12 protein-coding genes and 1 tRNA gene are annotated in these 14,771 nt (G+C 69.2%); 6 read left to right on the top strand and 7 right to left on the bottom strand.

Annotation, left to right across the window (positions count from 1 at the left end; all coding sequences use genetic code 11):
- Positions 1-123: 123 nt before the first annotated feature.
- From C6V83_RS01710 to C6V83_RS01685, 6 genes are all read right to left on the bottom strand, one after another.
- Positions 124-858, bottom strand: a complete 735-nt coding sequence (locus C6V83_RS01710; RefSeq protein ID WP_105940935.1) for a 1-acyl-sn-glycerol-3-phosphate acyltransferase — start codon at positions 856-858, stop codon at positions 124-126.
- A 73-nt stretch (positions 859-931) separates the two neighbouring features.
- Positions 932-2,203, bottom strand: a complete 1,272-nt coding sequence (locus C6V83_RS01705; RefSeq protein ID WP_105940934.1) for a PucR family transcriptional regulator — start codon at positions 2,201-2,203, stop codon at positions 932-934.
- A gap of 36 nt (positions 2,204-2,239) precedes the next feature.
- Positions 2,240-3,664 carry a phytoene desaturase family protein gene (locus C6V83_RS01700; RefSeq protein ID WP_105940933.1) on the bottom strand — a complete coding sequence of 475 codons (1,425 nt, stop codon included), beginning with the start codon at positions 3,662-3,664 and terminating at the stop codon, positions 2,240-2,242.
- A gap of 2 nt (positions 3,665-3,666) precedes the next feature.
- Positions 3,667-5,466: a DUF3556 domain-containing protein gene (locus C6V83_RS01695; protein ID WP_105940932.1), complete on the bottom strand. Its 1,800-nt coding sequence runs from the start codon at positions 5,464-5,466 to the stop codon at positions 3,667-3,669.
- Between the two features lie 127 nt (positions 5,467-5,593).
- The gene (locus C6V83_RS01690; protein ID WP_105940931.1) at positions 5,594-7,057 is read right to left on the bottom strand and encodes a class I adenylate-forming enzyme family protein; all 1,464 of its coding nucleotides are present in this window, start codon (positions 7,055-7,057) and stop codon (positions 5,594-5,596) included.
- 129 nt (positions 7,058-7,186) lie between these two features.
- The gene (locus tag C6V83_RS01685; RefSeq protein ID WP_105940930.1) at positions 7,187-8,005 is read right to left on the bottom strand and encodes a thioesterase family protein; all 819 of its coding nucleotides are present in this window, start codon (positions 8,003-8,005) and stop codon (positions 7,187-7,189) included.
- Positions 8,006-8,053: 48 nt separating this feature from the next.
- Here C6V83_RS01685 and C6V83_RS01680 point away from each other — a divergent pair, with 48 nt between their 5' ends.
- The 5 genes from C6V83_RS01680 (at position 8,054) to C6V83_RS01655 (ending at position 12,677) form a co-directional block, all read left to right on the top strand.
- Positions 8,054-8,650, top strand: a complete 597-nt coding sequence (locus C6V83_RS01680; protein WP_234353814.1) for a TetR/AcrR family transcriptional regulator — start codon at positions 8,054-8,056, stop codon at positions 8,648-8,650.
- A 77-nt stretch (positions 8,651-8,727) separates the two neighbouring features.
- The gene (locus tag C6V83_RS01670; RefSeq protein ID WP_159067418.1) at positions 8,728-9,519 is read left to right on the top strand and encodes a hypothetical protein; all 792 of its coding nucleotides are present in this window, start codon (positions 8,728-8,730) and stop codon (positions 9,517-9,519) included.
- Positions 9,520-9,671: 152 nt separating this feature from the next.
- The gene (locus C6V83_RS01665) at positions 9,672-11,309 is read left to right on the top strand and encodes a GMC family oxidoreductase N-terminal domain-containing protein (RefSeq protein WP_105940926.1); all 1,638 of its coding nucleotides are present in this window, start codon (positions 9,672-9,674) and stop codon (positions 11,307-11,309) included.
- Positions 11,306-12,139: a thiamine pyrophosphate-binding protein gene (locus tag C6V83_RS18985; protein ID WP_325027370.1), complete on the top strand. Its 834-nt coding sequence runs from the start codon at positions 11,306-11,308 to the stop codon at positions 12,137-12,139. Before C6V83_RS01665 ends, C6V83_RS18985 begins: the two co-directional genes overlap by 4 nt.
- A 76-nt stretch (positions 12,140-12,215) precedes the next feature.
- Entirely contained in the window at positions 12,216-12,677 is a 462-nt protein-coding gene (locus C6V83_RS01655) for a hypothetical protein (RefSeq protein WP_105940925.1), read from the top strand.
- Between the two features lie 268 nt (positions 12,678-12,945).
- On the opposite strand, the gene C6V83_RS01650 is transcribed toward C6V83_RS01655, so the two are convergent.
- Positions 12,946-13,028, bottom strand: a tRNA-Leu gene (locus tag C6V83_RS01650).
- A gap of 253 nt (positions 13,029-13,281) precedes the next feature.
- Here C6V83_RS01650 and C6V83_RS01645 point away from each other — a divergent pair.
- Complete coding sequence (locus C6V83_RS01645) at positions 13,282-14,679, top strand: DUF3662 and FHA domain-containing protein (protein ID WP_105940924.1); 1,398 nt, start codon at positions 13,282-13,284, stop codon at positions 14,677-14,679.
- Positions 14,680-14,771: the final 92 nt, after the last annotated feature.

The raw sequence follows: 14,771 nt of genomic DNA, 5'->3' as shown, positions 1-14,771 counted from the left end.
AGCCCGGGTTCCGAACAGGGCTCCTCACGGAATCCATACGCCGATCGGTCAGACCCTGACGTCGCGCTCACGGAGCTCGGCGGGTCCGGTGGCGCTGGGCCGGAGAACAGAGGCGCCGAACCCCTACAGGCGCGCGGTCGCGCGGTCGACCGCCTCCTGGAGACGGGCGGCGGCGAACCTGGTCGCGGCGGCGGCGCTCTTGCGCGCCGCACCGTCGAACTCGACCGGCTCGCTGATCGAGACGGAGGTTCGCTGCGCGGTCGTATCCCGGTAGGCCAGCCCGATGCTGACCAGGGACACCGGCTGCCCGCGCCGGAGTGCGCCGAGCGCGATGTGCCCGAGGCCGCTGCCGAGCGGCTGCAGTCGCGCCGGGTCACCCTTGTTGCAGGTGCCCTCGGGGAACACCGCCAGCCAGTCGCCTCGAGACATTCGGTCGATGCACACGTCGATCATGGTCCGCCCGGCCGCCATCGACTCGCGCACTCCGTGGTCTTTGGGACGGAACACGGGAATGCCGCCCATCACGTCGATCTTGCGGCGTTGCTCGGGATCCTGGAACAGCCCGTCCTTCGCCAGCACCCGGATCGTGCCGATCCGGGGCCGCAGGGGCGAGCGGAAGCCGGTCGCCGCCAGCACGAAGGGATCGGTCTGCCGCACATGATTCGCCGACACGATCACCGCATGACCCGGCTCCCGGCGCAGTTCGCGGAGCCGCCGGGCCGCCTCCCCGTCGAGGTGGACGTCGGGCCGGTGACGCAGCGCGAGCCACCCGTAGAGCGCCTTGGCCCGGAGCGCCGGCTGGCGATGGCCGCGGTAGTACTCATAGACCGCATCGGCGTCGGCCAGCGCAATATCCATGCAACCTACGGTACCGTAAGTTACGGAGACGGCCGAGGGGTGAACGGGTCTCCGACCACGGCGCCTCCGCCGTTCAGTCCGCGACGACGACCGGACCGAGGTACTCGCACACGGTCAGAGCGAGAGCCAGATCCATACGGTCCCCGGGGCGCGGCAGCGTTTCCATCGCCTTGCCGATCCGGTACTTGACGGTGTTGCGATGCAGCGTCATCCGTTCCGCGGTGCGCACATGACTCTCCCCGGACGCGAGATACTCCGACAGCGTCTCCCGAAGGATCTGCGCGTTCGGCGTGTCGGCGGCGAGCGGGCCCAGAAGGTCACCGATCCAGGCGCGGGTCGACGGCAGATCGCGCGCCATCACCGAGACCACCGCGATTCCCCGGTCGCCGTAGCCGACCACCTGCGGGCCCCGGCGCGGCACCACGGTGGCGACGTCGTACGCCGCGCGGGCCTGTCGATGTGACCGGCGGAAGCCGGCCACGCCGTCTCCCGGCAGTCCGAGGGCCATCCGCAGGCCCGCCGGCAAGGACGCCCGCTCGGCGATGCTCGCCGCGTCGGTGGGCGGCACGCGACCGTCGAACGGGATCCACACCCACACGGTGCTGCGGTCCGATGCGGTGATCACCGGAGCGGCCGGACTCCGCAAGGCCGCGGCCAGAGACCTGGCAGCCCGGTCGATCTCGGTGAGCATTCCGGTCGGATCGGGGGTCCACAGGATCGCGGCGAGGTGGGTGCGGTCGAGCCGGTAGCCGGTCTCCGACTCGAAGGCCTCGAGCTCGTACGGTTTCGGCTCACCGTCGCCGTCGAGCAGATGATTCACGGTCGACGAGAGGACGTTGCCCTCGGCACCGATCCAGCGCCGCCGCTCGTTCTCGTACGCCAGGAAGACCTGCTGGCTGATCCAGTCGATGTAGTCGAACAAGACCCGGGCGAGATAGCTCGCGGCCCGGATCGAGACCGCCTCGCTCAGCTCGAGGTCTTCGAGCATCTCCAGGCAGAGCCGGTTGTACTCGTACTCGCCCATCCGGTAGGCCCGCATGAGCGAGTTCGACGGAACCTCTCGCTGTGCGAGCCGGAACGCGTATTCCACCGCAGCGGTGGTCGGCTGCAGGTGTGCGATCGGGATGTCGTTGGAGAGGACGTGGTTGATGGTGGTGATGTTGGCCTCCACGCTCGCCCGAAGAAGGTCCACCAGTACCGGGTCGCCGTCCAGGTGATCGATCTCCAGCATCCGGGCGGTCATGTGGTCGATGATCTCTTGTTCCCGCTCGTGGAACCGGCGAGCGATCACTCCGACAGCGGCCCGCACTTCGGCGTCGACCGGGTCGGCCGTCGATTCAGTCATGGCTGGCGTCCCCTCTCTCGTCTCACCGTCCCGGCATCAGCCCGCGACGATTCCCGCTCGCCGCAGTGCCGTCGTGGCCGCGTGGTAACCGCAGAGGCCGTGGATGCCGGCCCCCGGAGGCGCCGACTGCGAGCAGATGTACACCCCGTCGACGCCCGTCGCATACGGATCGAGCGCGGGCCGCGGCCGAAGCAGCATCTGCACGCCGGTGTTGGCACCCCCGATGATGTCCCCACCGGCGTAGTTGGCGTTGTACCGCTCCAGTGCGACGGTCCCCCGCGACTCCGACCAGACGATCTGATCGCGAAAGCCCGGGGCGAAGCGTTCGATCTGCCGGATCACCGCTTCGGTGGCATCTCCGGTGTAGCCGGCGGGCACGTGCGCGTACGACCAGATCGGATTCACGTCACCGTTGCTGCGACTCGCGTCGGCGACGTACTGCTGCCCCACCAGGACAAAGGGGTTGTCCACCATCACACCGGCGGCCCGCTGCTTCTCCGTGTAGGCGATCTCGGCCAGATCGCCGCCGAGATGCACGGTGCCCGCGGCGGCGGTCTCCCGATTGCGCCAGGGCACGTCGCCCCGGATCGCGAAGTCGACCTTGAAGGCCGAGGACCCGACCCGATACCGGCCGTACGCCTTGGCGATGCGCGTCGGCATGCGATCACCGAAGAGTGCGAGCACCTGCGCTGCAGACAGATCCAGCATCACGATGTCGGCATCCGGGAGCTGCGATCGATCAACGACGGTCACACCGGTCTCGATCCGGCCGCCGGCCCGGGTCAGCGCCGCAGCGGCAGCCCGGGTGATGGCCCCGGAGCCGCCGACTGCGACCGGCCAGCCGAACCGGTGCCCGCTCGCGGTGATCATCATGCCGAGCGATGCGGTCATCGGACGGTCCAGTCGGTGGAATGCGTGCGCCGCCACTCCGCCGAACAGAGCCCGCGCCTGCGGGGTGGTGAAGAAGCGCGCCAGCCAGGTCGCCGGCAGCAGCGCCCGGGGACCGAACGCGGCGAGCCGGAACGGGTGCCGGGGCACGTTCACCACCGGACGCAGGAGGTCGGGAGCGATCTGGTCGAAACCGGACACCAGGTCGCCGAATGCCAGCAGCCACCGTCGCCCGTCGGCGCCCAGCCCGGCGGCGGTCTGCTCGATCGACCGATGAAGCAGACCCGCCGATCCGTCGTCGAGCGGATGCGCGCAATCGATCTCCGGCCACGCCCATTCCAGGCCGTGACGGTCCAGGCCGACCTCCCGCCAGAACGGCGAACCGACGCCCAGCGGATGGAACGCCGAGCAGTAGTCGTGGATCAGACCGGGCACGCCGAGCTCGCCGGACTTTGCGCCGCCGCCGATCTCGTCCGCCGCCTCCAGGACGGTCACGTCCACACCGTGACGCGCGAGTTGCAGGCCGGCGGCGAGCCCGTTGGGCCCGCCGCCGACGACGATCGCGGTGGTCATGGTTACCGGACGCCCGACAGTCGTGGGGCGTTCGCCCGGCGCCAGGCGACCTCGACCGGGATGGGGCCGTTCGGGAGCCACGGCTGCTCCGCCACCGCATCCCGGACGTCCCAGGTACCGCGCTCGAGGATGCCGAGGGCCGCGTCGATCACCATGTACTCCTGGGTCGTCTTGTGGATGGGTTGGGACTCCACCCATACCACCGTGAACTCGCCCGGAGCGAAGTCACAGCGCTTCTGCAGAGCCTCGATCAGCCGCCAGTTGTGGAAGTGACCGTCGCCGAAGTTGAATCCCAGCAGCGAGTTGCAGGCGAACTCCGCTTCGCGAATGGTGTACTCGCCGATCCGGTCCTCGCCCAGTTCCCGGTAGAGCAGCGAATAGAGGCCACGGCCCTGACTGTGCATGGCACGCCACGCGATGGTCTGCTGCATGGTGATCTCGGCGATGTCCGCCGGGTAGGTCTTCTCCAGCTGGTTCACATTGTTCACCGTCGGGCGGACCACTGCCTGACCGTTGAGCTTCTGCTCGGCCCCCGGAGCGAACGCCCACAGCGCCGACGCCCAGTTGCCCGCGTACTGCCGCAGGGACGGCAAGAACGAGACCAGATCGGGCCGCAGGTTGCCCAGCACCGGAAGGATCAACAGCAGCACGGCGATCACCGCCAGGCCCCAGGCCGGGTCGAAGTCCCACGGGGCGTAGCCGTTCTGATTCGGGAAGCCCCAGAACAGGAAGATCGTCAGATAGGCGAACAGGATGTTCCACTCGAGCGGCACCGCCAGCGGGAACGTCGAGAAGATGAACAGGTGGAAGCAGACCATCAGCACCACCATGGCCAGAGTCAGCCACTTGCTCGTCGAGAACAGCAGAATCAGCGGTGCGACGATCTCGACGAGTGTGCCCAGGACGTGACCGGTGAGCGAGGCCGAGTGGCTCGGGCGCAGGTCTTTCGGGAAGTCGCGGTAGTTCATCCGCTTGGCCGATTTGATCGTGAGCCACGGGGTGTTCGACACCATCGGCGGGATGACGTTGGTGAAGTGGTAGCCGATCTTGGAGACGCCCGCACCGACCCACACGATCACGATGAGCAGCTTCGCGGCGATGATCATGCTCGCGAAACCCGTCAGGATCGGCAGGAACGCGAAAAAGATCACCGCCGGAAGGTACTGCTCGGCACGTGAAGCCAGGAAAGCGACCTTGTCGCGCAGGCCGAGCAACAACCAGAGCACGATCAGCGAATACAGGACCGCCGGGTCGACCAACCCGTGCTCGTTGACCCAGGCGGGAACGCCGTTCGCGCCGGTCCAGCCCGGAAGAACGATCGCGACCAGGATGTTCACCAGGAACAGCAGGTAAATCGCGACGTCGACGACGGTGCGGGTGTCGCCGCCGGTTCCCGGGACCTTGTCCGGCCACGGCGCCATGCGGAGGGTGCCCGGGCGTGCCCAGAACAGGATGCCGCCGGTCATCGGCGAGAACTTCCCGGCCAGCGGACCCCACGAGCCGGCGATGCCCACCGATTCCAGGAACACGGTCCAGAGCAGGATCTTCTGATACACGATCGGCTGATTCCAGATCTCGCCGAGGTGCAGAGGATTCATTCCGGAGGTCAGCGCGGCGAGGCACCAGCCCGCCACGATGTACACCAGGCCCACCTTCATCAGATAGATCGTGTGCACCATCTTCGGCGTGCCGAAGCCGTACTCGGCCCAATGCGTGGCGAGGGTGCGGACCCGGTCCCGAAGCGGTTGCTCGAGGAACACCGGTGGATCGACCGGCGGGAAGTCGCCTTCTGTGAAACCCATGATGTGTCGTCTCCTTGTCGGATTGTGCGTGGAATGACGGAAAGAGGAATCGATGCCGTGTAGCGGGCAGGGGTCATCGCGGGCGAGGTCGCTCGCCGTCGATCTCTCTGCGTGTTCGGCGGTGGAATCAGGCCGGGGCGCGCAGCCGACCGCGCAGTCCCGGTTTGTCGACCTTGCCCACCGGGTTCCGGGGCAACGCCTCGACGAGGTGAACGTGCTGGGGCCACTTGACCTTTGCGAGCTGCGGCTGGACGAACTCGGCGAGCTCCTCTGCGGTGACCGGCAGGTCCGGATAGGTGACCACGAAGGCCACGGGCACCTCGCCGAGCACCGGATCGGGCGCGCCGACCACCGCGCACTCCAGAACGGCGTCGTGGCCGGCGAGCGCGATCTCGATCTCCTTGGGATAGACGTTCTCGCCGCCGCGGATGATCATGTCCTTGATGCGGTCGACGATCCTCAGATAGCCGTCCTCGTCGAGCACCCCGACGTCGCCCGTGTGCAGCCAGCCGTCGACGACCGCCTCTGCGGTCGCCTCCGGACGGTTCAAGTATCCGCGCATCACCGCGGGTCCGGCGATCAGCACTTCGCCGCGCTCGCCGACGGGAACCTCTCGCCCGTCCGGACCGACGACGCGCACCGTCTGGCCCGGCAGCGCGGGTCCGACGGTGCCGAGCTTGCGGGGGCCGTCGATCGGATTGCAGCAGGACGCGCACGTCGCCTCGGTCAGGCCGTAGCCCTCCACGATCGGGATCCCGAAGGTCTGCTCGGTCCTGTCCAGCAGTTCCCGGGAGATCGGCGCGGCGCCGCAGATCGCGAAGCGGAGTGAGTCCAGCGCGCCGCTGGGAACCTCGCCCTTGGCGACGAGCATCGCGTAGACGGCGGGGACGGCCGAGAAGAAGGTGGGCCGCAGGCGGGCGACGTCGTCGAAGAACCGGCCCGCCGAGAAGCGGCCGGTGATGCTGACCTGCCCGCCGACCGCGAGCGGCGCCAGCACGCTGACGTTGATGGCGTTGGAGTGGAACAGCGGGAGGATCAGCAGGGCGTGGGTGTCGGGCCCGTGCCCGAAGAACTCGGCGGAGCTGCGCGCGAAGAAGTGCAGGTTGTCGTGTCCGAGAAGCACCCCTTTGGGGCGGCCGGTGGAGCCGGAGGTGTAGATCAGCAACGCGTCGTCGGCCTCGGTCGGCGGCTGCGGGGGCATCCAGCCGGGCGACGGGGCGGCGGCCAGATCGTCGACCAGGAGAAGGGTCCGTGCGTCACGGTCGCCGATCGGCGTCTCCGCGACGACGACCGACGTGCACGAATCGCGCAGCTGGTACTCGGCTTCGGCATCGGTGAAACCGGGGTTGACCGGAGTGCCCACCGCCCGCAGTCGCCACGCGGCCATCAGGGTGACGACCAGTTCGACGCGGTTCGGCAGAAAGGTCGCCACCACGTCGCCGCGACCGACGCCCAGCGACTGCAGCTGCTCTGCGGCGGCGTCGACGCGTGCGGCGAACTCGGCGTAGGTCAGGTCGAGCGCGTCGTCGCGGATGCAGGGGGCGTCGCCGCGGTCGGCAGACTCCCAGGCGAAGTAGGTTCCCGGTGTCACAGCAATCACCTTTTCTCTCGAATGTGATTGCTGACACTATGGGCCGGGGTCGGCGGTGGGAACGGCCGCGAGACACGAACTATCGGCGGGTCTTTGTGCCCGGAGCACAAGCCGGCAGGCCGCGGACGGTTACTCCTGCGGCTGCGGGTTCTTGAAGTAGACCAATTGATGCGTCGACGCCAGCAGGACCGGCTCGCCCTCGCCGGGAACACTCCAGACCCGGCCGTGCTGGTCGTAGTGCCCGCCGGCGAACCGGGCGGCGCTCGCTGTCGCCAGCAGATGGGCGGTGCCGTGCTCGGAGAGTTCCCCCGGCGTGGCGTGGAAGTACGTGGTCAGCGAAATGGTGCCGGCCGGCATGTACGTCCCGTGCCGCAGAAACACGCGCGGATAGAAGCTGTCGGTGATCGACATCAGGGCGGGGTAGTCGAGCGGACGCTCCGGCGCATCGCGGATCCACAGCGTCGACGTCGAGTCGTCGCTCGCACCGGCGTCGAGCCCGCCGGTCACGAACCGCTTGTCGTAGTTGCGCGCCCACGCGATGAACTCCGGGAACTCCAGCGGTTCGATCTCTTCCACCGGCGGCGCGGTCGGCGGCTGGGCTTCGGTGTTCGACCAGGTAGGACGATGCAGACCGAACACCGCGGTGCCGGTCGAGACGATGTCGCCGTGCTGCTCGATGCGGAACACCCAGTGCTGGTTGGTGCGGTTGGTGCGCACCGCGCTGGTGAACAGATCCCAGTCGCCGTCGGCGATCGGCGCCGTGTAGTTGATGGTCACGGCCAGCGGTTCGCCGAGCGTGTCCGGGTGCTGCTGGAGGGCGTGGACGACCGTCGCCGCGGTGATTCCGCCGAACGGTCCGACCATGTTGGAGTAGGCCGGATGGGTGGTGGCGTGGAAGACGTCGTCCGTGCGCCGGACCGAGATCGCCTCGTCGAATACATGGCTCATGGGCGAGACGATACAGAACGATCGGTCTACTTGGGTAGACTGGGCGGCGTGACCATTGATTCCGGCCGAGAGCAGGACACGAAAGCCGGTGTCCGCGAACGACTTCTGCACTCGGCGATCGTGCTGCTGCGCAGTCGCGGAGCGGATGGATTCGGAATGACCGAACTGCTCGACAGCAGCGCCGTCGCCCGTCGTTCGATGTATCAGCACTTTCCCCGCGGCAAGGCCCAACTGCTCGAGGCCGCCGCGGCCGAGGCCGGTGCGCGAATCGGCGCCGAACTCGACGCGGTGCTGGCCGCGCATCCGCCGGTCGAGGCGCTCGCCCTGTGGGTGGAGCAGTGGAAGCACGCGCTGACGGCCAGCGACTACCGGTTCGGCTGTCCACTCGCCGCCGCGACGCAGGCCGCCCAGGAGTATCCGGCCGCCGCCGCGGCCGCCGCCCGCGCCTTCGCCGGGTTCACCGACCGGATCGCCGCAGCGTTCGTCCGGTCCGGATTCGGCGACGACGCGGCCCGCTCGGCCGCGCGGGTCATGGTGAGCGGAGTCGAAGGCGCGATCATCACCGCGCAGAGCCTGCGCACCGTCGCCCCGCTCGACGACCTCGTCGCGCACGCACGCCGCCATCTCACGTCGCCTCTCGCCTGACTCCGTCCCGACTCGCCTGTTCGCGGACACCGCGCTCGGGGCCGATATCCCGGTCGAGGCCACTAAACTCTCGTCCCATGTACCGTTCCAGGCCTGCGCTGCTGATCGCCGCGGCCGCCGCGACGGCGGCGCTCGCCGCAGGCTGCGCCTCCGCCGGGACCTCGCCGTCCCCGGACGGCTCCCCGCCGTCGAGCGCGGTCTCGTACCCGTCGACGAGTGCGACGTCGGTCACCGCGACGTCGGTGTCCGTCGCACCGTCGACCGCCGGATTCGAGCCGGGCGCCCGGCGGCTCACCGGCAGCGCAGACAACGGCTCGACGTGGGACGTCACCGTTCCCCAGGTCACCGGCGGTACCACGCGCACCCGGCAGGCCTTCAACCAGGCGATGGACCGGGCGGCGAACGGAATCACGGCGCGGGCGCGCGCCGATCGGCGCACCACGGTGTCCGACGGCGAGCTGACCCCCCGCGAAGTGTCGCGCACCGTCGTCGCGAAGACCACGCTGTCGGGCGTTCTGATCACGCTCGGCGCGACCGACGGCGCCGCCTATCCGTCCCACAGCGTCGAGACCACGGTTCTCGATCCCGGTAAGAATCAAGCACTGACGCTGGATTCGCTGTTCACCGATCCGGGTGCGGCCCGCCGGCAACTGCTGGTGCTGGCCGCGGCCGCCGACACCAGCGGCCGACTGGCCCAGACCGAGTCGGCGCCCGACGCGCTGCGCGCGTGGATCGCCCTCGACGAAGGGCTGCACCTCTACGTTCCGGTGATCCACGCGTTGGGCGACTACGTCCCCGTCACGATTCCGTGGCCGCGGCTCGCCGGCCTGTTGAACCCGGCCGGCCAAGTGCTGTTCAGCTCCCCCTGACCAGCTCGCCGCGCATCGAGGGTCTGTTCGGCACCGAGCCCCCACCCACGGCTGGGGCGCCGGTTCGCGGAGTCGTGGCGGGAAGCGAAATTGGTCGCATCCGTCTCATTATTTAGGTTTGCCTAATCAAACTTCTGAGCTACTGTTTGCGCGTGCAACAATCTCGCTCAGAAACCTCCCAGGTTTCCCGCCGCGCCTTCCTCCGCGGCGCCCTCGGAACGTCCGCCGTCGTCGCCGGTGCCGCAGCGATCGGCACGCTCGGCGCATCACCCGCGGCGGCACAGCCCGGCGGCCCGACCGCCATCGTGATCGGCAGCGGCTTCGGCGGTGCGGTCGCCGCACTCCGCCTCGGACGCGCGGGCATCCGCACCACCGTCTTCGAGCGCGGGCGCCGCTGGCCGATCCGCAAGGACGGAAACACCTTCGCCACCTTCGACAACCCCGACAAGAGGGCCGCGTGGTTCTCCGACACCGCGGGAATCTCCAGCTCGATGCAGGTGCCGGTGGAGCGCTACCCCGGCGTCCTGGAGACCGTCAAGGGCAACGGCATCGAATCGGTGCACGGAGCCGGCGTCGGCGGCGGATCCCTGGTGTTCGGCGCCTTCTCCGCGCAGCCGGACAAAGCCGACTTCGACGAGGTGTTCCCCGGCGGGACCGGGTACGACGAACTCGCGCGTGTCTACTTCCCGCGGGCCCGGAAGATGCTCGATGCGACCGGCCTCCCGCGGGACATCCTCGCCACGCCGAACTACACCGGCGCGCGCACGTGGCTGAACACCATCGCCCGCTACGGGGCCGAGCCCGCCTTCCCCGACTTCTCGGTGAACTGGGACGTCGTCCGCCGCGAGCTCGCCGGCAAGGCGCGACCCGGCGTGAGCGTCGGCGACCTCTCCTACGGCGTGAACAGCGGCGCCAAGAACTCCGTCGACCGCAACTACCTCCCCGCCGCCGAAGCCACCGGCAACGTCGTCGTCAAAGCCATGCACGAGGTCTTCGACATCCGGCCCCGCAGCCGGAAGAAGGGTTTCGTGGTGCGGGCCCGTCTCATCGACGACAAGCGCCGCACCCTGCGCACGGTGACCGCCGAAGCCGACTACGTCTTCATGGCCGCGGGCTCCTTCCACACCACGTCCCTGCTGGTGCGCGCCCGAGCCCAGGGTGCGCTGCCGGCCCTCTCCGGCAAGATCGGCGACGGCTTCGGCGGCAACGGCGACTTCCTCATCGTCCGCACCAACCTGCGCGACGCTCAGGGTCCCCGCCAGGGCGGGCCAGGCTACGCCCGCATTCGCGACGACCGGCTCCCCGGCGGGCCCGCCGCGATGATCTACCAGGCCGCACCGCTTCCCGCTCCGCTCGGCGGCGCGGCCCTCACGCACCTGATCCAGGTGCACACCGACGAGCGCGGCACCATCGACTACGTCCACGGCACCCGCGGAACCGAACTGAACTACCCGTTCCGCGAAGGGACCAGCGTCCTGGACCGTCGTGCCAACGTCTTCGCCAGGCACTTCCATCAGAGAACCGAGGTGCGTCACGGCACACCGCACAACGGCCTCGTGATCTCTTCTCGCGCAGCCGGATTCGGGTCTGGGGCCACATTCCACGGGCTCGGCGGCGTGGCCGTCGGTCAGGGCGCGAACGCCGGCGGTTCGGTGAAGGGCTACGACAACCTGTTCGTCGTGGACGGCGCCTTCTGCCCGGGCGCGGTCGGACTGGTCAACCCTTCGCTGACCATCACGGCGCTGGCGGAGCGCACCATGGACCGGTTCCTGGCCAGCATCGGCCGGTGAGCCGGACCGAGCCGACGATCGCCGAGCGAATCGTCGAGCGTCTCGCCGGACTCGGCGTGCACACCCTCTTCGGCGTGCACGGCGCCAACGCCGAGGACGTGTTCGACGCCGCGGTGCGCCATCGCGGAATCCGCCCCGTCATCGCCAAGCACGAGTTCGGCGCGGGCGCCATGGCCGACGGGCTCGCTCGGATCAGCGGCGGACCGACCGCTGTGCTGACCACCTCCGGCGGCGGGGCGCTCAACCTGGTGCCGGCGCTCGGCGAGTCGTACGACAGCCGCGTGCCCGTCCTCGCGATCATCGGCAGCGCGCCGCGGGCGACCGTGGGGCGCGGCGGATTTCAGGACATGCTCGACCCTCCGGACACCATCGACCTGCCGGCGATCCTGTCCGGGGTGGTCGGTTGCTGCCGCATCGTCGACCATCCCGCAGACGTCGACGCGGCGTTCGACGAAGCGGCCGCCTGCCTGAACCGGGGCATGCCCGCAGCCCTCGTCGTCCCCAAAGACGTCCAGGCAGCCGTCGCACCGGACGTCCTTCGACCGCGTGTCCTCACCGGCTCCGCCCCGCCGACGACCACCGGCGAGTCCCTCGCTGGTCGCCCTTCAACCGCGGCGTCGAGACCACCCTGCCGACGATGCGGCAGCCTGGAGAGAGGGCGCCAGTTGGAGACGAGGGTGCCAGTTGGAGACGGGGTGCCCGGCCGAAACGAGGGTGCCCGGCACCCCGGGCACGTTCTGGCACCGTCAGTCAAGGGTGCCAGAACGAGACAAGGGTGCCGGGCACCCTCGCCTCGGATAGACCGGACCGCAGTTCTGATTCAGGAGTGACTCTGGTCACTTCAGTCACGAGATGGTAGGCAGGAGGGACGGGGACCGAAATGTCCGGACTACAGGGGAGATCACCATGCGACTTCGGCCCCGGCTGGCAGCGATCGCGCTCGGAACCGTCGCTGCGCTCTGCCTGGGTGCGGCCCCGGCGAGCGCCGCACCGACATTCTCGACCCCGGCGGTGACCGGGATAGAACTCCCGCCGGTGGCACCGCCCGGCGCATCGTTCACGCCCGTCACCGTGACCGCCGCCCCCGGCGTGCGCCCGCTGATGATCGGAGCGCCGGCGACCACGGAATTCCGCGTCGCACCGCTGGCCCCGCACACGTCGTACAACGCCGCGCGGTACCTGATCGTCGACTGGCGCAACCTGCAGACCGGCAAGACCGGCGCCGAACGCCTCCGCTACTGGCACCGCCCTGCGCAGCGACCCGGCCCGCAGGCCGACAACGGCTTCTGGCGCCTGCCCACCTCCGCGACCGCCGCCACCGGCGCAGGCCCCGTCGTGGCCACTGTGCGCAACGTGTGGAAGACGTGAACGACGCCCCGCGCGACATCCAGCTGATCCCCGGCACCATCGGTATCCTCGCCGAGTAGCGCCGACCGCTGCCCGTTCGCGCGGATCAGGCCGTCCGGTTCCCCGTGCCCAGACCGCTTCCCGGAACTGTGACCACCCCGTGGGTCCGATCTCGAAAGCCTCTCCCGCGTCGAGGGTTCTGCTCTGCAGCGAGGTCCCCACGACGGGAATCTGAACGCCGCCGCAAAGAGAAGACCCCGGCCGGAGCCGGGGTCGTCTCTTCTCTATGTGGGCGAAGGGGGACTTGAACCCCCACGTCCCGAAGGACACTGGCACCTGAAGCCAGCGCGTCTGCCATTCCGCCACTCGCCCGTGGCCTGTCGATCTCTCGACGGCGTCCGCTTGGACTTAACGAAGATTACACGGATCCCCGCCCGAGCAAAAATCGGCCCCCCAGCACGGCGCTGACCAGCGACGGCGATGTTCATTGAAAGGCACAGCACCGGTGTCCGTGTGACAGAAGGGGCTCAAGTTCACTATGAAGGGTGCGATGCCATCGCTTGCCGGTAGCATTGATCCACGACCGACGCACGTCGACCCGCCGAGACACATCGAAGGAGGACTCGTGGGCCTGCTGGACCGCATCGAGCGCAAGCTCGAGTCCGCCGTCGACGGCGGATTCGCGCGTGTCTTCGGGGGTCAGGTGGCGCCGCAGGAGATCGAGAACAATCTCCAGCGCTCGGCCGAGGCCTCGGCGGAAGACCTCGGCGACGGCGCGACCCTCGTCGCCAACAGCTACACGGTGGTCCTCAGCGGATCGGACCTCGCACACGTCAGCGAAGAGTATGAACTCAATCGTAAGATCTTTTCCCGCCACCTCGAAGACTTCATTCGGGACAATGGATGGCAGACCTACGGGCCGGTCGTCGTAGAGTTCGATCAGGTGCCGTCGCTGCACACCGGGCAGTTCCGGACCCAGGGCGTCGTCGATCCAGACGCCAGACCACGACCGGTGCCGTCCCGACCAGAACCGACCCCGCCAACCGAAAGCCCCAGTCAAGGAGCCCCCGACATGACCAATCCCCCCGGAAACGACGGCCAGTACCCCGGACAGGGCTACGGCCAGCAGGGTGGCTACGACCCGTACGGACAGCAGCAGCCTGCGTACGACCCCCAGCAGGGGTACGACCAGCAGCAGGGCTACGACCAGCAGGGCTACGCACAACAGCCGTACGACCAGGGCCAGCAGGGCTACGACCAGCAGGCGTACGGCCAGCAGCCCGCCGGCTACGACCAGCAGGGCTACGCGCCGCAGGGGTACGACCAGCAGGGCTACAGCCAGCAGGGATACGACCAGCAGGGCTACGCACAGCCCGCCGGCTACGACCAGGGCTACGGCCAGCAGCCCGGCTACGGCGCGCAGGGCTACGACCAGGGTTACGGCCAGCAGGGGTACGACCAGCAGCAGGGGTACGACCAGCAGGGCTACGCGCAGCCCGCTGCCGATCCGTACGCCCAGCCGGCCGCCGATCCCTACGCGCAGCCCGCCGTGGATCCGTACGCACAGCCGCAGGGCTACGACCAGGGGTACGGCCAGCAGGGCTATGCGCAGCCGGGCTACGAGCAGCCCGCGTACGACGCCGCACCCCAGGGTTACGACCAGCCCGCCGCCTACGACCAGACCGCCTACGCGCAGCCGGGTCTGGGTCAGCCGGGCCCCGGCGGCGCTCAGGCGCCGGCGGCCATCACCCTGATCCTGGAGGACGGCAGCAACCGCACGTACGCGCTGCGCCCGGGATCCAACGTGATCGGGCGCGGCCAGGATGCGCAGTTCCGCCTGCCCGACACCGGCGTCTCGCGCCGGCACGTCGACGTGAGCTGGGACGGGCAGACCGCGATGCTCCAGGACCTGCACTCCACCAACGGCACCACCGTCAACGGAATGGCCGTGACGAGCTGGAAACTCGCCGACAACGACAGGATCCGGCTCGGGCATTCCGACATCACCGTCAGGTTCCAGTAGCCACTAGCCAATACAATGCGGTCGGGGCCGATCAGCGCCCCGGCCGTCGGCGTGCATCGCCCCGGTGCACCCGAGACGCCGGCGCCGCCGGC

The organism is Gordonia iterans, assembly GCF_002993285.1.
Classification (GTDB): domain Bacteria; phylum Actinomycetota; class Actinomycetes; order Mycobacteriales; family Mycobacteriaceae; genus Gordonia; species Gordonia iterans.
Note: the sequence above shows the minus strand (reverse complement) of the source record. Positions and strands in the feature narration are given on the sequence as shown.

Coding starts and splice junctions, on each gene's coding strand:
- C6V83_RS01700 (WP_105940933.1), bottom strand. CDS start 3,664: ATGACCACCGCGATCGTCGTCGGCGGCGGGCCCAACGGGCTCGCCGCC.
- C6V83_RS01710 (WP_105940935.1), bottom strand. CDS start 858: ATGGATATTGCGCTGGCCGACGCCGATGCGGTCTATGAGTACTACCGC.
- C6V83_RS01655 (WP_105940925.1), top strand. CDS start 12,216: ATGCGACTTCGGCCCCGGCTGGCAGCGATCGCGCTCGGAACCGTCGCT.
- C6V83_RS01670 (WP_159067418.1), top strand. CDS start 8,728: ATGTACCGTTCCAGGCCTGCGCTGCTGATCGCCGCGGCCGCCGCGACG.
- C6V83_RS01705 (WP_105940934.1), bottom strand. CDS start 2,203: ATGACTGAATCGACGGCCGACCCGGTCGACGCCGAAGTGCGGGCCGCT.
- C6V83_RS01695 (WP_105940932.1), bottom strand. CDS start 5,466: ATGGGTTTCACAGAAGGCGACTTCCCGCCGGTCGATCCACCGGTGTTC.
- C6V83_RS01685 (WP_105940930.1), bottom strand. CDS start 8,005: ATGAGCCATGTATTCGACGAGGCGATCTCGGTCCGGCGCACGGACGAC.